The organism is Pseudomonas nitroreducens (assembly GCF_010994165.1).
GTDB lineage: Bacteria > Pseudomonadota > Gammaproteobacteria > Pseudomonadales > Pseudomonadaceae > Pseudomonas > Pseudomonas nitroreducens.
Genome location: NZ_WMBX01000002.1, coordinates 430,724 through 449,727 on the forward strand (window position 1 = coordinate 430,724; position 19,004 = coordinate 449,727).

Below are 19,004 nucleotides of genomic sequence, written 5' to 3' on the forward strand. Positions count from 1 at the left end.
TGCAGGAGTGACAACGACCGGGGTATGATGCGGCCCCGTGCAGTCAATCGGTCGACCCTCCCATGTCCGAAAACCCACTCCTGGAGCGCGCCCAACGCTTCCTTTCGGCGCTGCGTCACTGCCAGTTGCTGGGCATCAGCGCGCATGCGGCAGACGCCTCCGGCCTGACCCTGCGGCTTCCCTACAGCGAGGCCATTGTCGGCAACCCGGAAACCGGCGTGATTCATGGCGGCGCCATCACCACGCTGATGGACACCACCTGCGGCATTTCCACCGTCTGCGTGCTGCCGCAGTTCGAGATCTGCCCGACCCTGGACCTGCGTATCGACTACATGCACCCGGCGCAGCCGCACAAGGATGTCTACGGGTTCGCCGAGTGCTACCGGGTCACCCCGAACATCATCTTCACCCGTGGCTATGCCTATCAGGACGACCCCAGCGAACCCATCGCCCATGTGGTCGGGACCTTCATGCGCATGGGTAAGGCGGTATCCGCCGGCTCGGTGAAGCGCGACGTCGATGGGGGCCAGGGATGACCACGGTGAACATCGAGGCCATGGTGCGCGCCGCGCACGAGAGCAAGGACTACGACCCGCTGATCGACGCGATCCCCTATGCCCGGCTGCTCGGCATCCGCTGCCTGCGCCTGGGCGACGATGCGATCTTCCACCTGCCGGCCAACCCGGACAACATCGGCAACCCCACGCTGCCGGCCCTGCATGGCGGGGTGATCGCCGGTTTCATGGAGCACTCGGCGCTGCTGCATTTGCTGATGTTCATGGGCATCCCGCACATGCCCAAGATCATTGACTTCTCCATCGACTACCTGCGCGCCGGGCACTTCCGCGATACCTACGCGCAGTGCCAGGTCTGGCGCCAGGGCCGGCGCGTGGCGAACGTCGCCATTACCGCCTGGCAGACCACTCGCACCGAACCCATCGCCACCGCTCGCGCGCACTTCAAGGTCGATGGCGCCTGAATGGATACGCTGCTGATCCTGCTCGGCCTGCTGCTGATCCTCGCGGGGTACGTCTGGCTGATTGCCCGCGCGTTCGAGCGCAGCCTGTTCTGGGGGCTTGCCAGCCTGTTGCCGCCGCTGGCCGTGCTGTTCGTCCTGATCCACTGGCGCCTGGCCCGCAGCGCCGTGGCCCTCGGGGCCCTGGGCTGCATTCCGCTGGTGGTCGGCCTGACGATGCTGGCCAGCCGCGACAGTGCGCGCCTGGAGGCCATCCTCCGCCTGGAGTGGCTCAAGCCCGAGGCGGTCGCCAAGCCTGAACTGGCGATCAACCTGCGCGGGGAGCTGAATGGCCAGCCCTTCGTGCCCGAACAGGCCGAGTTCATCGACGGTGTGCTCAGCCTGCGCGAAGGCCAGGACTTCTACGCTCACCGCGAAATCCAGGTGCGCCTGGCTGCGCCGGTCAGCGGCCCGCTCAGGTTGGACGTGCTGCCCGACGACAAGGGACGCCTGCCGGAAATCGAAGTCAGCTGGCTCGCGCCAGGCCAGGACCTGCCCGAAGCGGTCCGTCTGCAGCGTGGCTACAGCCTGCACCTGGACCTGACGCCGAAGGCTCCCAACCGCCTGGAAGGCGCCTTCCACCTGGTGCTGCCGGCCCAGATGCAGACCACGCTTTCGGGCACCATCGAAGTCTTCACCGACCGCCTGCGCTATCGCGATGGCGAGGTGGATACCCGCTTCGACTCCCGCGATACCTTGCGTTATGTACTGCAGGACTACCTGCAGCGCCGCTTTGCGCGTCGTGATGTCGCCGTCACCCGCATGCCTGCCCTGGATACCCAGCGAGCCTCCCAGGAGGTTGCACTGACCGTCGAGGTTGGCGGCGCGCCGCAGGACCTGCAGGTCACGCTGGAGAAGACCCCCACGCGCGGCTGGGGTGTGCGGGACGACCGCTACCCGCGGATGAAGGCGTCGAACGTCGCTGCTGCCCCCCTTGCGGCCGCCACGCCGGCGAAATCCAGTGCCCCTGTGCCGCAGGCGCCGGAAAGCGGTCGCCTGGCCATCGAGCGCCTGCTGTCCGCACCGCAGCGCTACGTCAACCGCAGCATGCGCGTGACCACCGAGCGCGGCCGGGTTGCCGAGGGCGTCTTCGTCGGCCTCGATGTCGACGGCCGCATCGTCATCCGCCAGGTCATCGATGGCCCGGGCGAGGCGAGCTACACGCTGCGTCCCAGCGAAGTGACCGACATCGAACTGCCGGCGCGCTGACCTTTCGCCGGTCATTTGCCGGCGAATTTTCTCCAACCCCTTGAATTGGTTCGGGAAGCCCCCATCTCGCTGACATCGGCCGCACGACGCGGCATTTGTCACCCTCGGAGCGAGAAACGATGAGCGCGGAGACTCAAAAAGAAACACTGGGCTTCCAGACCGAAGTGAAGCAGCTGCTTCACCTGATGATTCACTCCCTGTATTCGAACAAGGAAATCTTCCTTCGCGAACTGATTTCCAACGCCTCCGACGCGGCCGACAAGCTGCGTTTCGAGGCCCTGGCCAAGCCCGAGCTGCTCGAAGGCGGCGCCGAGCTGAAGATCCGTGTGAGCTTCGACAAGGACGCCAAGACCGTCACCCTCGAAGACAACGGCATCGGCATGAGCCGCGAGGAAGTGATCGCGCACCTGGGCACCATCGCCAAGTCCGGTACCGCCGACTTCCTGAAGAACCTCTCCGGTGACCAGAAGAAGGATTCCCACCTGATCGGCCAGTTCGGCGTGGGCTTCTACAGTGCCTTCATCGTCGCCGACCAGGTCGATGTGTTCAGCCGCCGTGCCGGTGCACCGGCCAGCGAAGGCGTGCACTGGTCGTCCAGGGGCGAGGGCGAGTTCGAAGTTGCCACCATCGAGAAAGCCGAGCGCGGCACGCGCATCGTCCTGCACCTGAAGGACGGCGAGGACGAGTTCGCCGACGGCTGGCGCCTGCGCAACATCATCAAGAAATACTCCGACCACATCGCGCTGCCCATCGAGTTGCCGAAGGAGCACCACGGGGAAGAGGCCGACAAGCCGGCTGAAACCGAGTGGGAAGTGGTCAACCGTGCCAGCGCCCTGTGGACCCGTCCGCGCACCGAGGTGAAGGACGAGGAATACCAGGAGTTCTACAAGCACATCGCCCATGACTTCGAGAACCCGCTGACCTGGAGCCACAACAAGGTCGAGGGCAAGCTCGAGTACACCTCGCTGCTGTACGTCCCGGCCCGCGCGCCGTTCGACCTGTACCACCGCGAGGCCCCGCGCGGCCTCAAGCTGTACGTGCAGCGCGTGTTCATCATGGACCAGGCCGACCAGTTCCTGCCGCTGTACCTGCGCTTCATCAAGGGCGTGGTGGATTCCAACGACCTGTCGCTGAACGTCTCCCGCGAGATCCTGCAGTCCGGCCCCATCGTCGATTCGATGAAGTCCGCGCTGACCAAGCGCTCCCTGGACATGCTGGAAAAACTCGCCAGCAATGACGCCGAGGCCTACAAGGGCTTCTGGAAGAACTTCGGCCAGGTGCTCAAGGAAGGCCCCGCCGAGGACTTCGCCAACAAGGACAAGATCGCCGGCCTGCTGCGCTTCTCTTCCACCAGCGACGAGAGCGGCGAGCAGAGCGTTTCCCTGGCCGACTACATCGGCCGCCTGAAGGAAGGCCAGGACAAGATCTACTACCTCACCGGCGAGAGCTTCGCCCAGGTGAAGAACAGCCCGCACCTGGAAGTCTTCCGCAAGAAAGGCATCGAAGTGCTGCTGCTCACCGACCGCATCGACGAGTGGCTGATGAGCTACCTGCCGGAATTCGACGGCAAGCAACTGGTCGACGTCGCCCGTGGCGACCTGGACCTGGGCAGCCTGGACTCGGAAGAGGACAAGAAGGCTCAGGAAGAGATCGCCAAGGCCAAGGAAGGCCTGGCCGAGCGCCTGAAAGCCGCACTGGGCGATGAAGTCGCCGAGGTGCGTGTCTCCCACCGCCTGACCGACTCGCCGGCGATCCTCGCCATCGGCGAGCAGGACCTGGGCCTGCAGATGCGCCAGATCCTCGAGGCCAGCGGGCAGAAGGTGCCGGAAGCCAAGCCGATCTTCGAGTTCAACCCGGCCCACCCGCTGATCGAGAAGCTCGACGCGGAAGCCGACGAAGACCGCTTCGGCGAACTGACCCACATCCTCTTCGACCAGGCCGCCCTGGCCGCGGGGGACAGCCTGAAGGACCCGGCCGCCTACGTGCGCCGCCTGAACAAGCTGCTGGTGGAACTTTCCGCCTAAGCTGAACCAGCCCAAAGCCCGCTTCGGCGGGCTTTGTGTTTTTCCAGTACTCGATCAACTACACCGACAAGCGAAAGGGGACTTCCCGAATGAGCCAGATCAGCGTGCAACCTGTCGCCTACAGCCTCGATGGCGTGTCCTTCGAAGGCCAACTGGTATTCGATGCCGCCAGCAACGCGCCGCGTCCCGGCCTGCTGATGGCGCCGAACTGGATGGGCGTCAGCCAGGGCGCAGTGGATATCGCCCGCAAGGTCGCTGAGCGCGGCTATGTGGTGCTGGTGGCCGATCTCTACGGCAAGGATGTGCGCCCCAATGGCACGGAACAGGCCGGCGCCGCCATGATGCCGCTGAAGAACGACCGTGCATTGCTGCGCAAGCGCATGCAGCTTTCGCTGAAGACCCTGCTGGAACAGGCCGACAAGGCGCCGCTGGATACCGCGAAGCTGGCCACCTTCGGCTTCTGCTTCGGCGGCTGCTGCTCCCTGGAGCTGGCCCGTGACGGCGCGCCGCTGGCGGCTGCGGTGTCCTTCCACGGCACCCTGGATACGCCGAACCCGGCCGATGCGCAGAACATCAAGGGATCGGTACTGGTCCTCGACGGCGCTGTCGACCCGTTCGTGCCGCGCGAGCAGCTCAGCGGTTTCGCCAAGGAAATGATCGATGCCGGGGTGGACTGGACCCTGACCAGCTACGGCGGCGCCGCGCATTCCTTCACCGACCCGCACGCGCAGATTCCCGGCAAGATGCAGTACGACGCCAAGGTGGCGCGCCGTGCCTTCGCCGCGATGTTCGACCTGCTGGAGGAGCGCTTCGGCGCCTGACGGCATCGGGGGGAGGGCGGTCGCGCCGCTCCCCCACGTCGGGCTCAGCGCAGCTTGGCGACCTTGAATTCGAGGTCCGGCCAGGCTGGCAGGCCGGCGAAGTCCTCCCGCAGGAAGCGCGCCAGCGCGACAATCTGTTCGTCGTTGAGGCTGTGACGGAACGCCGGCATGTAGCCCAGCTCCGGTCGGGCGGGTTCGCCGATGCCATCCAGGATCACCCTCAGCAGATTGTCCGGCGTGGCCGCATAGAGTTTGTTGCTCACCGCCAGTGACGGCCGCACGCCATTGAGCTTCGGGCTGTCGCCGTCATGGTGGCAGGCCATGCAGGCGCCATTGAATAGCCTGGCGCCAGTACCGCTGACCGGTTGCAGGGTGCCGTAGGTACGCTCTTCCAACTCGCTCGCCTGCTTCTGTGGCGAGAAGTCGACGGGCTGTTCCGGCCGGAGGCTCGCGAGGTAGCGCGCCATGGCTTGCAGGTCCGCGTCCGGTTGCTGCGCAAGGCCTGCAGCTACCGCTGCCATGGGGCCGGCGGCGCCGCCGTGGTAGCGCGAGAAGCCGTTGCGCAGATAGTCGTACAACGTCGCCTGGGTCCAGGGAATCGCCGTCTGGCCGCTGCCGTCGAGAGGGGGCGCCTGCCAGCCGTCCACTGTCGCACCGGTGAAGCGTTGCTTGCCGGCACGCTCGGCGCCCAGTGCGTTGCGCGGTGAATGGCAGGCGCTGCAGTGGCCGAGCCCCTCCACCAGATAGGCGCCGCGGTTCCAGGCAGCATCGCGCTGCGGCTGAGGCTGGAAGCGGCCCTGGTCGAAATACAGCAGGTTCCAGGTGGCCATCAGCCTGCGCTGGCTGTAGGGGAAGCGCAGGCGGTTGGCCCTGGGCTGCGCCTTCACCGGCGGCCGGCTCATCAGATAGGCGTAGAGGTCGCGCAGGTCTTCGTCGCCAATGCGGGTGAAGGCGGTGTAGGGGAAGGCCGGGTAGAGGTAGTCGCCCTCCCGCGAGACACCTTCGCGCATCGCTCGCTCGAAGGCCTCGAAGGACCAGCTGCCCAGCCCGGTATCGCGGTCCGGGGTGAGGTTGCTGGTGTAGAGCGTGCCGAACGGTGTGGCCATCGCACGGCCACCGCTCAGCGGCACGCCACCTTCACGGGTGTGGCAGGTGGCGCAGTCGCCCAGGGCCGCCAGTTTCTGCCCGCGGGCAATGGACTCGGCACCGAAGCTGTCGACGGCCGGCGGGTCGGCTGGTGCAATGCTCCCTTTCCAGGTAATGGCCAGCGCTACCAGGCTTGATGCGGCCAGCGCTGCGATGACGCCCGGGGAGTGGTTTTTCATTTGGGTTGTTTCTCGTTCAGGGCAGCCAGTACCCGTTCTGGCGTGAACGGCGGGCGGGTGAAGCGCACGCCGGTCGCGTCGTGCAGGGCATTGGCGATGGCGGCGGCGCTGGGTACCGAGGCAGATTCGCCGGCCCCCAGCGGCGGTGTACCGGGGCGGTCGAGCAGCAGCGCGGTGATCCTGGGCACCTGGGGGAATCCGAGGATCGGGTAGCCACCCCATTCCAGGCTGGTGACACCGCTGCGGTCGAAGGTCGAGCACTCCATCAGTGCACGGCTGGTGGCCTGGATCACGTTGCCGTGGACCTGGTGGCGTACCCCGTCGGGATTCACCATCTGCCCGCAGTCCTGCGCCACGTGGACCTCGGTCACGCGGACGGCGCCGGTGTGCGGCTCGACCTCGACGTCGACTATCCACGCCGCCCAGGCCGCACCGAATCCTGGGAAGGTACTGTGGAAGTAGCGCGCGTAGGCGAAGCCGCGGCCGACCAGCAGGTTGCCTTGGCGTGCCCGCGGGTTGGGCGAGACGCGCGGCTGCCACTGGGCGGCGGTGGCCAGCGCGTTGATCAGCGCTATGGCACGTTCGTCATGCAGGTAGCGCAGGCGGAATTCGATGGGGTCGGCGCCGGCCATCTGCGCCAGTTCGTCGATGTAGGACTCATGGGCGAAGACGTTGGGCAGTGCCGATACGCCGCGCATCCACGAGGCGCGAACGATGGGGGCTGCGTCGTTGCAGACCACCCGCATGTGCGCAAAGGCGTATTGCGGGACGGCGGTGCGATCGCCCATCTGGGTTATCTGGGGCTTGGCGTCCACCCGCGAGGTGAGCAGCAGGGCCAGGTTGGCCGCGTTATTGGAGGGGTAGCAGGTTGAGAAGTCGTACGCCGCCACGTCGCCGTTCTCATCCAGCCCGCCGCGGACTTCGATCAGTTGCGCCGAACCCTTGGGCTCCCAGCCGTGTTCCTGTTCGCGCATCAGTTGCACGCGCACCGGTCGGCCGACGGCCAGGGCGAGCAGCGCGGCATCGGCGCTCACGTCGTCGGCGCAGTTGCGGCCATAGCAGCCCGACGCTTCCATCCGGATGACCTCGACCTGTTCCGGCTGCATGCCCAGCAAGGTCGCCAGGTCGGCACGCAGGTCGTGGGGGTTCTGGCTGCCCGACCAGACCTTCATTAGGCCATCCTCGAAGTGCGCGAGCGCGCAGGATGGGCCGATGGAGGCGTGCTGCTGATAGGGCCAGACGTAGGTGCGCTGCAGGGGACGGTGGAGCTGCGCCAGCGCGGCATCCATCTGCGTGTCGTCCTGGAGCATGCGTGGCTGCTTGGGATGGGCGCGCAGGGTGGATTCCAGTTCGTCCAGGCCCAGGGGTGGCAGGCCGCTCCAGTGCTTCCAGCGTACTTTCAGCTGGCGGGCAATGTGGATCGCCTGCTCTTCGCGCTCGGCTACCACGCCGATGAAGTCACCTATTATCACCAGCCGGACAAAACCGGGCAGGTGGGCTACGGACTGCTCATCCACTTCCGCCCGGCTTCTGCCCAGCGGCGCGCTGACATCCGCACCGGTGTAGGGCGGCCGCACCACGCGGCCATGGAGCATGCCCGGCAGGCGCATGTCGTGTACGTAGGTCAGCCCGCCCGTGACCTTGGCCGGGATGTCCAGGCGGGGCACCGAGCGGCCGACCACGCGGTAATCGCTGTGGGCCTTGAGCGGCGCGCTGGCATCGACCTTCAGTTCGAAGCGCTCGCCACGCAGCAGTTCGCCGTAGCCGATACTGCGGGTGGGTTTGCCTCTGACGAAGATTGCCCCGCCGGCGCAGTCGAGCTGGCGAATGTCGACCCGGAGGTGTTGCGCCGCGCGCTGCATCAGGAACTCCCTTGCCTCGGCGGCTGCCCGGCGCAGCGGAATGGCGCTGACCTGGAGGGTCGAACTGGCGATGGTCGGCCCCTGGTCGGGCGTGTAGCGGGTGTCACCCAGCAGCAGGGTGATCTGCTGCAGGTCGACGTTCAGCTCCTCGGCGACTATCTGGGTCAGGGCAGTGCGTATGCCGGTGCCGAGGTCGACATGGCCGCAGGCAGCGGTGACGGTGCCGTTGCCGGCGATGGCAATGAAGCTGTCGACCTCGTCGAGGGTCAACACGCCATCGGCGCTTTGCGCCAGCAATGGGTCAGGCAGTTGAGTGCTGACCAGCAGGGCCGCGCCGGCCTTCAGGAACTCACGGCGGCCGAGCAGGCTCATGCCGGGTTTTCCTGGCCGCGGTTGCCGATTCGCTCGGCGGCCCTGCGCACGGCACTGAGGATCTGCACGTGGGTACCGCAGCGGCATAGGTTATAGGCCAGTTCCTGGCGGATCTCCTCGTCGCTGGGCGAGCCGTTGCGGGCGAGCAGGGCTGCGCTGGTCATGATCATGCCGTTGCTGCAGTAACCGCACTGCGCCGCCTGCTCGTCGATGAAGGCCTGCTGGACCGGGTGCGGGGCATCCAGTGTGCCGAGACCTTCCAGGGTGGTGACCTGGCGCCCCACAGCCGCGGAGACCGGCGTGACGCAGGAGCGGGTGGCGATGCCGTCGAGATGCACGGTACAGGCGCCGCACTCGCCCAGGCCGCAGCCGAACTTGGGGCCATTGAGCTGCAGGTCGTTGCGCAGGACGTACAGCAGCGGCGTATCGGCGGTCACGGCGAGGTGCCGGGGCTGGCCATTGACGACCAGCGAGAGGGGGTCAGCCACGGGGTGTGCTCCTTCCGGGGAAATCGGTCCCTTGCGCCGAAGAGGGTCGGCGGAGGGAAACGGAAGGCAGTCTTCGGGAACGAGCTGACGCCAGCTAGGGCGAGGGGGCCGATAGGCCTGTAGGAATCAGGTGAAAGGGCGCGGACACCGCGCCCCGTCGCAGTGTGGTTTCAGGGGGTACCGGCAGGGGCGGAGGCTGATTGGTCGGCACGATAGCCGCGCGCACCGAACCAGATGATGTACAGGTAGCACACCAGCGGCACGGCAAAGGAGGGCAGCAGGCCGATACGGTCGGCGAAGAAGGCTTGCACCAGCGGCATCAGCGCGCCGCCGACGATGGCCATGCAGAGCAGGCCGGAGCCTTTGCTGGTGAGGTTGCCCAGGCCCTCCAGAGCGAGAGAGAAGATGGTCGGGAACATGATCGAATTGAACAGGCCGATCAGGATCAGCGCCCACATCGCCACGTGCCCGCCCAGGGTCAGCGCTATGCCGATCAGCACCGCGATGGCCACGGCGTTGAAGGCCAGCAGGCGGTTCGGCGCGATCGCGCGCATCAGGGCGCTGCCGATGAAGCGACCGACCATGGCGCCACCCCAGTAGAACGACAGGTACTTGCCGGCCTGCTCCGCCGGCAGCCCGGCGATGTCCGGCTGGCCCATCAGGCTCACCAGGTAGCTGCCGATGGAGACTTCGGCGCCGACGTAGCAGAAGATCGCGATCACCCCGAACACCAGGTGCCGGTGGGCGAGGATCGACTGGCGGCCTGCCGCGCCATCGGTGGGTTCGCCGTGATGGATCTTCGGCAGGCGGAACAGGGCGATCAGCACGGCGATGGCGAACAGCAGCCCGGCCAGCACCAGGTAAGGCGTCTTCACCGAGTCGGCTTCGCTGGCGGCGGAGCCACCGATCTGCGAAGCGGCACCGGCTCCGATGGCGAGGATGGTCACCGAACCCAGCAGCGGGCCGACCGTCGTGCCCAGGGAGTTGAACGCCTGGGTCAGGTTCAGCCGGCTGGCCGCGGTGGCGGCGGGGCCGAGCACATTCACGTAGGGGTTGGCCGCAACCTGCAGCAGGGTGATGCCCGAGGCGAGGATGAACAGCGCGGCGAGGAAGAACGGATAGGACTGCGAGCCGGCCGCCGGGTAGAACAGCAGGCAGCCGAGGCCGGCCGTGGACAGGCCGACGATGATGCCGCTCTTGTAGCCGACCTTCTCCACCAGCCGCCCGGCGGGGAAGGACATGATGAAGTAGGCGCCGAAGAAGCAGAACTGCACCAATGAGGCCTCCACGTAGGACAGCGTGAAGACGGCCTTGAGGTGCGGCACGAGGATGTCGTTCAGCGAAGTGATCAGGCCCCACATGAAGAACAGCAGGGTCAGCACGGTGAGGGCGCTGGTGTGGCGTTGGGCGGTCGACTGGTCCATCGCGGACTCCTCGGGCCAGAAGTAACGGGCTTGCCGGGGGCAAGGGTTCAGGGCGCGCGATGCTACAGCAGGCCTTCGCGCGAGTCCTCAAGCATTCGCCGGTGTTCGACAGCGCGGCGGCGATGTCCGATAGGTTTCTCTGTTCGGCTAGCGCGGCAACTCGATGCGTTCCTGCTCACCCGGCACCGTCGGCCAGTCGTGGGCGGCCCAGCGGGCACGAGCGTTGTCGATCAGTGCCGGGTCGCTGGCGACGAAGTTCCAGTTCATCCGTCGCGGACCATCCAGCGGCTCGCCGCCGACGATCACGGCATGGCAGTCGCCACAGGCACTGAGGGTGAAGGTTTCACCTTCGGGCAGCACCACCAGCTCATGCGGTGACAAGGGCTCGTCGTCCAGGAGGGCCTCTCCCTCGATGAGGTAGAGCGCCCGTTCGGGGTGTTCGTCGGGTATCACCAGGGTCGCGCCAGCATTGAGTTGCAGGTCGGCGTAAAGCGTTCTGGAGTGCACCGGCACCGGTGACTCCAGGCAGAAGCCGGTGCCGGCGATCATGCGGATGCGCACGCCCAGGTGGTCGCTTTCCGGCAGGCTGGCGCTGGCGTGGTGGCTGTAGCTGGGCTCGCAACTCTCGAGCTCGCGCGGCAGAGCCAGCCAGACCTGCAGGCCGTGCAGGCGCGAGCCGCTGTGCAGCAGGTCGGCGGGGGTTCGCTCGACGTGGGCGACGCCGCGGCCGGCGGTCATCCAGCTGACGTCGCCGGGCAGTACCCGCTGGTCCGAGCCGAGACTGTCCTTGTGCTGCACCTGGCCCTCGAACAGGTAGGTGAGGGTGGACAGGCCGATGTGGGGGTGCTGGCGGATGTCCATGCCATGCTCCGGCGCGAAGCTGCTTTCGAGCATGTGGTCGAAGAATACGAAGGGGCCGATGCTGCGCCGCTGTGCAGACGGCAGGGGCCGCAGGATGGGCACGCCCTCGACGTCTTCGGCGCGCGGGCGGATGGCTAGCAGGCTGTCGCTCATGATGATGTCCAGTGGTCCGATCCACGCATGATAGACGCTTGGCGCCATGCCTACCCACGCGGCGCCAAGCTGTCATCAGGCTGTCACGGCGATGTCATAGCCTCGCGCGGACCCCAACAAGGAGCGCGACATGCCCATTTCCCGCCTGCCAGCAGTCCTGGCTCTCTCCCTGGCTTCTGCCTTCGCCTCCTCGGCCTTTGCCGAAGTGCGCGTCAACGGCCCGGTCGAGTACGGCGTCTTCGTCAGCAACTACAAGGATTACCAGCCGGGCGAGCGCGTGCTGACGCGCAGCGAGCAGGAGCTCGAGTCCACCACCCGCGTGCCGGCCAAGCTGGGCACCAAGTTCGGCCTGCGCTACCAGCTCAGTGGCAAGGTCGAGGGCGATACTCCGCTGACGCTGCTGTACTTCACTCCCGGCGTGGTCAGCCCCGATGGCCAGCGCCACGACAAGTTCGAAGTGGTGCAGAAGCTGGTCGTGGGCGCGCCCACCGATGTGATGGCCTACCAGTTCACCGAGAATCATGAAGTGGTACAGGGCCAGTGGCGCTTCATGGTGTTTCAGGGCGATCGCCTGCTGGCAGAAAAGACCTTCACCGTCGAACAAATCACGCAGTAATAACCCTCTGTAAGAGAAGGGCCCGGTCATATGCCGGGCTTTTCTTTGCCTGTTGAAAGAGACGGATTACATCCTTTCCATTGGCAGAGGGGAAACAGTTTGTTACTTTGCCTGCACGATAGTCCCAACTCCAGCGTGCAAGCAGAAGAGGAGGGGGGGCCATAGCGCCCGCAAGCGCTCTGGCAGGAGTGTTACTGCACGGCGGCCCGGTTTTGTCCGAGGCTGGCGGCAGCCGAGAAACGAATAAGAACAGCTCTGGCCGCAATGACCGGGGCGATAAATCTTGGCCATGGAGGTAATGCTGTCTATGAACAGTCGATTGGGTGCGCGCTCGTCCATTTTCTGGGCGCCGCGGCGGGCGGGGGCGGTGATGGGACTCTTGCCGCTGCTGGTGGCGGGCTCGGCCCAGGCTCTGGAGTTCAAGCTGGCCGACAACGAGATCACCGGCTCGCTGGACAGCACGCTGTCCTACGGCGCCATGTGGCGCGTGCAGGGCCGCGACAAGAGCAACATCAGCGACATCAACGCCGACGACGGCAACCGCAACTTCGACACCGGCCTGGTTTCCCAGGTCTTCAAGCTCACTTCCGACCTCTCGGCCAAGTACCAGAACTATGGCCTGTTCATGCGTGGCACCGCGTATTACGACACGCAGATCATGGACAAGCGCAACGACTACTACGACACCACCAATGGCGTGGAGCGTCCCAGTCAGTCGTACCCGCAGGACGACCACTTCACCGACGACACCCGGCATATCGCCGGCCGCAAGGCCGAGCTGCTGGATGCCTACCTGTCCGGCAGCTGGGATGTCGACGAGCACCCGCTGACCGGCCGCGTCGGCCGCCAGGTGCTGAACTGGGGCGAGGGCGTGTTCTACCGTGGTGGGGTCAACACCATCAACCCGGTCGACGCCGCACGCTTCCACCTGCCGGGTTCCGAACTCAAGGAAGTGCTGGTGCCGGTGGAGGCCCTGAGCTTCAACCTCGGCCTGACCGACGACCTCTCCATGGAAGCCTTCTACCAGTGGAAGTGGAAGGAAACCCGCCTCGACTCGGTCGGTACCTACTTCTCCGATACCGACCTGTTCAGCGATGGTGGCGAAACCGCCTATACCACCGAAACCGACCCGCTGATCAAGGAACTGCTGGCCGGCTACCCGACGGTCGCCTCTCTCGGCCTGCTGGGCAACGGCCCGCATGGGCCGAACGCCTTCCTCGATCCGAACACCGGCACCTTCAAGGTGGCCAACATCGGCAAGGACATCGAGGCGCGCGACGACGGCCAGTTCGGCGTGGCGTTCCGCTACATCGCCGAGGAGCTCAACTCCACCGAGTTCGGTTTCTACTTCGTCAACTACCATGCCAAGGAGCCGCAGGTCGCGGTCGATCTGCGCAACTACCAGGGTGTCGATGTCGACGCGTTGAACAGCCTGCTCGGCCCGCTGGGCCTGGGCGAGGCGGTGCCGGGCCTGGCCACGCTGGACATGGCGAGCAACGCCGAAGCCCGCCGTGACTATGTCGAAGACATCCGCATGTACGGTTTCAGCTTCAACACCACCCTGGGCGATGCCTCGGTATCCGGCGAGATCGCCTACCGGCCGAACATGCCCATCAGCATTTCCGCCACCGACGACCTGCTCGGCGACCTGCTGACCCAGGGCGTGCTGGGCCAGACCAACCTCTACGACGGCAATGTGGCCGCCGGGCAGGCCTGCGCCCAGGTGGCCGGCAAGCAGCTGTGCCGCGGCAGCCTGTTCGAGAACTATGAACGCGCCGAGACCTACAACATCTCGCTGTCGACCATCTACAACTTCGGCCCGCACCTGACCTTCGACTCCATGACCGGCGTGGCGGAGCTCGCCTCCGAGCACATCCGTGGCAGCAGCCTGAAGTACACCGCCTGGGACGGCACCGAGCGCAAGTTCGTCGGCGCCCAGGACAAGGCCTACGTCGGCGGCAACGACGACGACGTGCAGATCAGCCGCGACAGCTACGGCTACACGCTGCTGCTCACCGGTAGCTGGAACGACGTCTACGCTGGGGTGAAACTTTCGCCCTACGCCGTCTACCAGGAGGACTTCAGCGGCAACTCCGACCGCACCGGCAACTTCATCGAAGGCCGCAAGGCCTACACCCTCGGCATCGACGCCAGCTACCTGAACACCTTCGAAGTCGGCACCCAGTACACCAACTACTACGGCGCCGGCTCCAGCAACTCCATGCGCGACCGCGACAACGTCTCGATCACCGCGAAATACTCGTTCTGATCCGGAGAGGACCATGTACAAGAAGAGTTCCCTGATCGTCCTTGCCACGCTGACAGCCCTCGCCGTCACCGATGCGCGCGCTGCCGTCTCGGCCGACCAGGCTGCCCAGCTGAAGAGCAGCCTGACGCCCATGGGCGCGGAGAAGGCCGGCAACGCCGCTGGCACCATTCCTGCCTGGAGCGGCGGCCTGACCTCGGCACCCGCCGGCTACAAGGGGCCGGGTGCGCACCATGTCGATCCGTTCGCTGGGGAGAAGCCGAAGTTCGTCATCACCAAGGCCAACCTTGACCAGTACAAGGCCAACCTGACCGCGGGGCAGATCGCACTGTTTAACGCCTATCCGGACAGTTACCAGATGCCGGTCTACGAGACCCACCGTACCGGTTCGGCGCCACAGTGGATCTACGACAACATCTACAAGAACGCCACCAGTGCCAAGCTGGTGGAGGGCGGCAACGGCTTCTCCGACGCCTACGGCGGCGTGCCGTTCCCGATCCCGAAAAGTGGCGTGGAAGCGGTGTGGAATCACATCGCCCGCTACCGCGGCACCTATATCGTGCGGCGTTCGTCCCAGGCCGGCGTGCAGCGTAACGGCGCTTACGCGCTGGTGACCTCCCAGGACGAGGCGCTGTTCCGTTTCTACGACCCCAAGGGCAGCTACGACAAGCTCGGCAATACACTGTTCTACTACATGACCTTCACCACCGCGCCGGCTCGCCTGGCCGGCAACGGCGCACTGGTCCAGGAGACCCTCGACCAGGTCAAGGAACCGCGCCAGGCCTGGGGTTACAACCCCGGCCAGCGCCGCGTGCGCCGTGCCCCGACGCTGGCCTACGACACTCCGATCGAAGACTCCGACGGTCTGCGCACCGCCGACGACACCGACATGTACAACGGCGCGCCGGACCGCTACGACTGGACACTGGTGGGCAAGAAGGAAATCTACATTCCCTACAACAACTACCAGATCACCAGCCCGGAGGTTAAGTACAAGGACCTGCTCACCCCGGGCCACGTCAATCCCAAGTACACCCGTTACGAACTGCACCGCGTGTGGGTAGTGGACGGCAAGCTGAAGCCCGGCGCGCGGCACATCTACTCGCGCCGCACCCTCTACCTCGACGAGGACAGCTGGGGCGCCGCCGTGGTGGACCAGTACGACGGCCGCGGCGAGCTGTGGCGCGTGTCGCTGGCCTACCTGAAGAGCTTCTACGAGCAGCCGATGGTGTGGACCGCCCTGGACACCTTCCATGACCTCCAGGCGCACCGCTACAGCATCCAGTGGCTGGACAACGAGGAGCCTGGCACCGCCGACTTCAGCCAGCCGGCCCCGGACGACTCCAACTTCAGTCCCTCGGCGTTGCGCCGCAAGGCCTCTCGCTAAGCGCAAACGACAAAGGCCCCGCGAGGGGCCTTTGTCGTTTGACCACCAGTGGATCGCGAGCAAGCTCCTACAGGTCAGGCCGGCATGTTCTTTGTAGGAGAGAGTTTGCTCGCGAACCTGTGCATCCAGGCATCACGCCATCGGCGGCAACCGCCGCTTTACCGGACTCTTCTTGACGATGGCCGTATTGGTCTCGGCGAAGCCATTGAGGTGATCGAGAATTTCATCCAACTGCTCCATCGAGCGCACGCACATCCGCGCGTAGAAGCAATCCTCCCCGGTGACCTTGTCGCATTCGGTGAATTCGGGGATCGCCAGGATCTGCTTCTCCACTTCCTGCAATTTTCCCGGTAGCGGTCGCACCCGGACAATCGCCTGCAACTGGTAGCCGAAGGCGCGCGGGTCGACGTTCAGCGTGTAGCCGGTGATCACCTGGCGCTCCTCCAGCTTGCGCAGGCGCTCGGCGACGCTGGGGGAGCTTAGGCCGCTGACTTGGGCCAGGGCCTTGAGGGACAGGCGCGAGTCTTCCATCAGTGCGGCGATCAGCAACTGGTCGATATCGTCGGTCATTTTTGTCTCGAAAGGTGAATTCGGATAGTTGCCTTGATAGTAAAGGTGAATAGCTGGCTTTGCCTGCGTCAGGCGATGGAGTGCATGAATTCACCTCTTCATACTGATCACCACAAGCGGAGGTGAATCATGAACGAGCGAATCAGGCGCGGCACCCTGGAAATGATCATCGCCATGCTGATCTGCGGCACCATCGGCTGGCTGGTGGTGGTTTCCGGCCAGCCGGTGCTGGACGTGGTGTTCTGGCGCTGCGTATTCGGCGCCGCCACCCTGCTGGTGATCTGCGCCGCCATGGGCTTCCTGCGCCCTGGCATTCTCAGCCGCGCCACCTTCGGCCTGGCGTTGCTCAGCGGCGCGGCCATCGTTGGCAATTGGGTGCTGCTGTTCGGCTCCTACTCGCGGGCCTCCATCGCCATCGGCACGGCCGTGTACAACGTGCAGCCATTCCTGCTGGTGTTGCTCGGCGCGTTGTTCCTCGGCGAGAAGGTGACGGCGCAAAAACTCACCTGGCTGGGTATTTCCTTCCTCGGCATGCTGGCCATCGTCAGCGCGCACGGTGAAGCGGGGCAGGTGGGCAGCGACTACCTGGGCGGGGTCGCGCTGGCGCTCGGTGCGGCGGCGTTGTACGCCGTGGCGGCGCTGATCATCAAGCGCCTGACCGGCGTGCCGCCGCACCTGATCGCGCTGATCCAGGCGGTGACCGGCGTTCTCCTGCTCGCCCCCTGGGCCAACCTGACCTCGCTGCCCCAGGCGAGCACGGCCTGGGCCAGCCTGGCGACCCTGGGCATCGTGCACACCGGCATCATGTACGTGCTGCTCTACGGCGCGATCCAGAAACTGCCGACAGCCCTGACCGGGGCGCTGTCGTTCATCTATCCGATCGCAGCGATCTTCGTCGACTGGTTCGCCTTCGGACATCGCCTGACTCCGCTGCAATGGTTGGGCGTGATCGCCATCCTGCTGGCCGCCGCCGGCATGCAGCGCGGCTGGAGCCTGAACCTGCGGCGCCTGGCCTAGCGCTGAAATCCGTGCTTGCCTGACAATGCCGGGGAACCTGTGCCGCTGCGCACCGGTCCTGTAGGCGGACTTCAAGCAAGGAACGGACTATGACTGCGGCTGCCCTGACGGCAGATTCACCCAGCCTGAAAAGGCTTTCATCCCGATACATTCAGCTGCTGGGCGTGGCCGCGTTACTGGCGCTGGCCGGCTGCGGCAGCCGCGCGCCGAGCGTGCCGGAGCCGACCCCGGAGGAGGTGCGCGGCAAGCTGGTCAGGCTGATTCCCGCTGGCACTTCTGACCGCGAGGGCTGGGCGAAGGACATCCAGGTCGCCTTCACCACCCAGCGCATTCCGGCGACTACCGAGAACCTCTGCTCAGTGGTGGCGATCACCGAGCAGGAGTCCAACTTCAAGGCCGACCCGGCCGTACCTGGGCTGGGCAAGATCGCTCGCGCCGAGATCGACCGGCGTGCGAGCAAGGTCCATGTGCCGGGTTTCCTCATCGATACCGCGCTGGCGCTGAAATCGCCGAATGGCCGTACCTACAGCCAGCGCCTGGCGAGCGCGAAGACCGAGAGGGAACTGAGCGCGATCTTCGATGACTTCATCGGCGGCGTACCGCTGGGCCAGCAGTTGTTCGGACGCTTCAACCCGGTGCATACCGGTGGGCCGATGCAGGTCAGCATCGCGTTCGCGCAGGCCCATGCCGAGGGCTACCCGTACCCGGTGGACGGCAGTATCCGCCGCGAGGTGTTCAGCCGCCGAGGCGGCATGTACTTCGGTACCGCCCACCTGCTGGGTTATCCGGTGAACTATCCGCGTCAGTTGTACCGTTTCGCCGACTTCAACGCCGGCTGGTATGCCAGCCGCAACGCAGCGTTCCAGCGCGTGGTCGCGGATCTCACCGGTATCACCCTGGCACTGGACGGGGACGTGATCCTCTATGGCAGCAATGACGCGGGCAGCACCGAGAAGGCGGTGCGCACCCTGGGGCCGAAGCTGGGCATGAGCGAGCGGGAAATCCGCCGCGACCTGGAGTTGGGCGATAAGCCGGAGTTCACCCGGTCGGAGCTCTACACCAAGGTGTTCGCCTTGGCCGAACGCTCCGCCGGCAAGTCGATGCCGCGGGCGATGCTGCCGGGGATCACGCTGCACAGCCCGAAGATCACCCGCCAGCTCACCACCGCCTGGTTCGCCCAGCGCGTGGACGAGCGCTACCAGCGCTGCCTGGGGCGTGCGCCGAAGGACTGAATCAGTCGCCCTCGGCGGGTTGGCACATACCGTTGGCACCTTTCGGCCCGGTGTAGGACACCGTGGCGCTGCCATCCTCATTGAGGCTGATGGAGATGGTCACGCCTTCGCCCTTGGCCTCGAGGTACTGGTCGTTCTTCTGCTTGACCTTGGCTTCCTTGCCGTTGATGTACACCGGGCCGCCCTCGTCGGTGTGGACCTGAATGTCATTGGGGCAGTCGTAGTTGAGCATGGGGATGGCGGCAAAGGCGGGCTGCACGACGATCAGCGACAGCGTAGCGATCAGTAGCGGTTTCATGGCGTCTCCCTGAGAGCTGCGGACACGGCGCAAGGCCGCGCGGACAATCACAGCTTAGTGCAGA

At 65.7% G+C, this 19,004-nt stretch carries 17 protein-coding genes; 10 read left to right on the top strand and 7 right to left on the bottom strand.

Annotated features, from left to right (window positions below):
* Window positions 1-62 precede the first annotated feature (62 nt).
* From GJV37_RS09910 to GJV37_RS09930, 5 genes are all read left to right on the top strand, one after another.
* A complete protein-coding gene (locus GJV37_RS09910; RefSeq protein ID WP_024762427.1) occupies window positions 63-536 on the top strand; it encodes a PaaI family thioesterase in 474 nt (157 codons plus the stop codon).
* Window positions 533-979 carry a PaaI family thioesterase gene (locus GJV37_RS09915; RefSeq protein WP_024762426.1) on the top strand — a complete coding sequence of 149 codons (447 nt, stop codon included), beginning with the start codon at window positions 533-535 and terminating at the stop codon, window positions 977-979. The genes GJV37_RS09910 and GJV37_RS09915 overlap by 4 nt, the downstream gene beginning before the upstream one ends.
* Window positions 980-2,224, top strand: coding sequence for an MFS transporter (locus tag GJV37_RS09920; RefSeq protein ID WP_065084767.1), 1,245 nt, complete (start codon window positions 980-982; stop codon window positions 2,222-2,224). It abuts the gene before it with no gap.
* A gap of 119 nt (window positions 2,225-2,343) precedes the next feature.
* Entirely contained in the window at window positions 2,344-4,248 is a 1,905-nt protein-coding gene (gene htpG, locus GJV37_RS09925; RefSeq protein ID WP_024762424.1) for a molecular chaperone HtpG, read from the top strand.
* An 89-nt stretch (window positions 4,249-4,337) separates the two neighbouring features.
* Window positions 4,338-5,069: a dienelactone hydrolase family protein gene (locus GJV37_RS09930; RefSeq protein ID WP_193452394.1), complete on the top strand. Its 732-nt coding sequence runs from the start codon at window positions 4,338-4,340 to the stop codon at window positions 5,067-5,069.
* A 44-nt stretch (window positions 5,070-5,113) separates the two neighbouring features.
* Here GJV37_RS09930 and GJV37_RS09935 read toward each other — a convergent pair whose 3' ends face one another.
* The 5 genes from GJV37_RS09935 to GJV37_RS09955 all read right to left on the bottom strand — a co-directional run bounded on the left by GJV37_RS09935 (window position 5,114) and on the right by GJV37_RS09955 (window position 11,554).
* Window positions 5,114-6,394 carry a cytochrome c gene (locus tag GJV37_RS09935; protein WP_193452395.1) on the bottom strand — a complete coding sequence of 427 codons (1,281 nt, stop codon included), beginning with the start codon at window positions 6,392-6,394 and terminating at the stop codon, window positions 5,114-5,116.
* A complete protein-coding gene (locus GJV37_RS09940) occupies window positions 6,391-8,628 on the bottom strand; it encodes a xanthine dehydrogenase family protein molybdopterin-binding subunit (protein WP_193452396.1) in 2,238 nt (745 codons plus the stop codon). The genes GJV37_RS09935 and GJV37_RS09940 overlap by 4 nt, the downstream gene beginning before the upstream one ends.
* Window positions 8,625-9,116, bottom strand: coding sequence for a (2Fe-2S)-binding protein (locus tag GJV37_RS09945; protein ID WP_193452397.1), 492 nt, complete (start codon window positions 9,114-9,116; stop codon window positions 8,625-8,627). Before GJV37_RS09945 ends, GJV37_RS09940 begins: the two co-directional genes overlap by 4 nt.
* 170 nt (window positions 9,117-9,286) lie before the next feature.
* Entirely contained in the window at window positions 9,287-10,540 is a 1,254-nt protein-coding gene (locus GJV37_RS09950; protein ID WP_024762419.1) for a sugar MFS transporter, read from the bottom strand.
* Window positions 10,541-10,687: 147 nt separating this feature from the next.
* The gene (locus GJV37_RS09955; RefSeq protein ID WP_084357648.1) at window positions 10,688-11,554 is read right to left on the bottom strand and encodes a pirin family protein; all 867 of its coding nucleotides are present in this window, start codon (window positions 11,552-11,554) and stop codon (window positions 10,688-10,690) included.
* 130 nt (window positions 11,555-11,684) lie between these two features.
* Here GJV37_RS09955 and GJV37_RS09960 point away from each other — a divergent pair, with 130 nt between their 5' ends.
* The 3 genes from GJV37_RS09960 (at window position 11,685) to GJV37_RS09970 (ending at window position 15,823) form a co-directional block, all read left to right on the top strand.
* Complete coding sequence (locus GJV37_RS09960) at window positions 11,685-12,170, top strand: DUF3859 domain-containing protein (protein ID WP_065084773.1); 486 nt, start codon at window positions 11,685-11,687, stop codon at window positions 12,168-12,170.
* Between the two features lie 307 nt (window positions 12,171-12,477).
* Complete coding sequence (locus GJV37_RS09965; RefSeq protein WP_089285751.1) at window positions 12,478-14,439, top strand: DUF1302 domain-containing protein; 1,962 nt, start codon at window positions 12,478-12,480, stop codon at window positions 14,437-14,439.
* A 13-nt stretch (window positions 14,440-14,452) separates the two neighbouring features.
* Window positions 14,453-15,823, top strand: coding sequence for a DUF1329 domain-containing protein (locus GJV37_RS09970; RefSeq protein ID WP_193452398.1), 1,371 nt, complete (start codon window positions 14,453-14,455; stop codon window positions 15,821-15,823).
* A gap of 132 nt (window positions 15,824-15,955) precedes the next feature.
* Here GJV37_RS09970 and GJV37_RS09975 read toward each other — a convergent pair whose 3' ends face one another.
* The gene (locus GJV37_RS09975; protein WP_037013174.1) at window positions 15,956-16,393 is read right to left on the bottom strand and encodes an Lrp/AsnC family transcriptional regulator; all 438 of its coding nucleotides are present in this window, start codon (window positions 16,391-16,393) and stop codon (window positions 15,956-15,958) included.
* A gap of 129 nt (window positions 16,394-16,522) precedes the next feature.
* Between GJV37_RS09975 and GJV37_RS09980 the strand changes: the two genes are divergently transcribed.
* Window positions 16,523-17,410 (top strand): DMT family transporter, encoded by an 888-nt coding sequence (locus GJV37_RS09980; protein WP_193452399.1) that lies wholly within the window; start codon window positions 16,523-16,525, stop codon window positions 17,408-17,410.
* An 89-nt stretch (window positions 17,411-17,499) separates the two neighbouring features.
* Window positions 17,500-18,642 carry a DUF1615 domain-containing protein gene (locus GJV37_RS09985; RefSeq protein WP_420876227.1) on the top strand — a complete coding sequence of 381 codons (1,143 nt, stop codon included), beginning with the start codon at window positions 17,500-17,502 and terminating at the stop codon, window positions 18,640-18,642.
* Between the two features lies 1 nt (window position 18,643).
* Here the strand turns inward: GJV37_RS09985 and GJV37_RS09990 are convergent, their stop codons facing one another.
* Window positions 18,644-18,940: a hypothetical protein gene (locus tag GJV37_RS09990; protein ID WP_193452400.1), complete on the bottom strand. Its 297-nt coding sequence runs from the start codon at window positions 18,938-18,940 to the stop codon at window positions 18,644-18,646.
* Window positions 18,941-19,004: the final 64 nt, after the last annotated feature.

What these genes read in the sequence shown, in the direction of transcription:
- GJV37_RS09930 (WP_193452394.1), top strand. Translation starts at nt 4,338, where the DNA reads ATGAGCCAGATCAGCGTGCAACCTGTCGCCTACAGCCTCGATGGCGTG.
- htpG (WP_024762424.1), top strand. Translation starts at nt 2,344, where the DNA reads ATGAGCGCGGAGACTCAAAAAGAAACACTGGGCTTCCAGACCGAAGTG.
- GJV37_RS09985 (WP_420876227.1), top strand. Translation starts at nt 17,500, where the DNA reads ATGACTGCGGCTGCCCTGACGGCAGATTCACCCAGCCTGAAAAGGCTT.
- GJV37_RS09975 (WP_037013174.1), bottom strand. Translation starts at nt 16,393, where the DNA reads ATGACCGACGATATCGACCAGTTGCTGATCGCCGCACTGATGGAAGAC.
- GJV37_RS09965 (WP_089285751.1), top strand. Translation starts at nt 12,478, where the DNA reads ATGAACAGTCGATTGGGTGCGCGCTCGTCCATTTTCTGGGCGCCGCGG.
- GJV37_RS09980 (WP_193452399.1), top strand. Translation starts at nt 16,523, where the DNA reads ATGAACGAGCGAATCAGGCGCGGCACCCTGGAAATGATCATCGCCATG.
- GJV37_RS09935 (WP_193452395.1), bottom strand. Translation starts at nt 6,394, where the DNA reads ATGAAAAACCACTCCCCGGGCGTCATCGCAGCGCTGGCCGCATCAAGC.
- GJV37_RS09960 (WP_065084773.1), top strand. Translation starts at nt 11,685, where the DNA reads ATGCCCATTTCCCGCCTGCCAGCAGTCCTGGCTCTCTCCCTGGCTTCT.
- GJV37_RS09990 (WP_193452400.1), bottom strand. Translation starts at nt 18,940, where the DNA reads ATGAAACCGCTACTGATCGCTACGCTGTCGCTGATCGTCGTGCAGCCC.
- GJV37_RS09950 (WP_024762419.1), bottom strand. Translation starts at nt 10,540, where the DNA reads ATGGACCAGTCGACCGCCCAACGCCACACCAGCGCCCTCACCGTGCTG.
- GJV37_RS09920 (WP_065084767.1), top strand. Translation starts at nt 980, where the DNA reads ATGGATACGCTGCTGATCCTGCTCGGCCTGCTGCTGATCCTCGCGGGG.
- GJV37_RS09970 (WP_193452398.1), top strand. Translation starts at nt 14,453, where the DNA reads ATGTACAAGAAGAGTTCCCTGATCGTCCTTGCCACGCTGACAGCCCTC.
- GJV37_RS09915 (WP_024762426.1), top strand. Translation starts at nt 533, where the DNA reads ATGACCACGGTGAACATCGAGGCCATGGTGCGCGCCGCGCACGAGAGC.
- GJV37_RS09955 (WP_084357648.1), bottom strand. Translation starts at nt 11,554, where the DNA reads ATGAGCGACAGCCTGCTAGCCATCCGCCCGCGCGCCGAAGACGTCGAG.
- GJV37_RS09940 (WP_193452396.1), bottom strand. Translation starts at nt 8,628, where the DNA reads ATGAGCCTGCTCGGCCGCCGTGAGTTCCTGAAGGCCGGCGCGGCCCTG.
- GJV37_RS09910 (WP_024762427.1), top strand. Translation starts at nt 63, where the DNA reads ATGTCCGAAAACCCACTCCTGGAGCGCGCCCAACGCTTCCTTTCGGCG.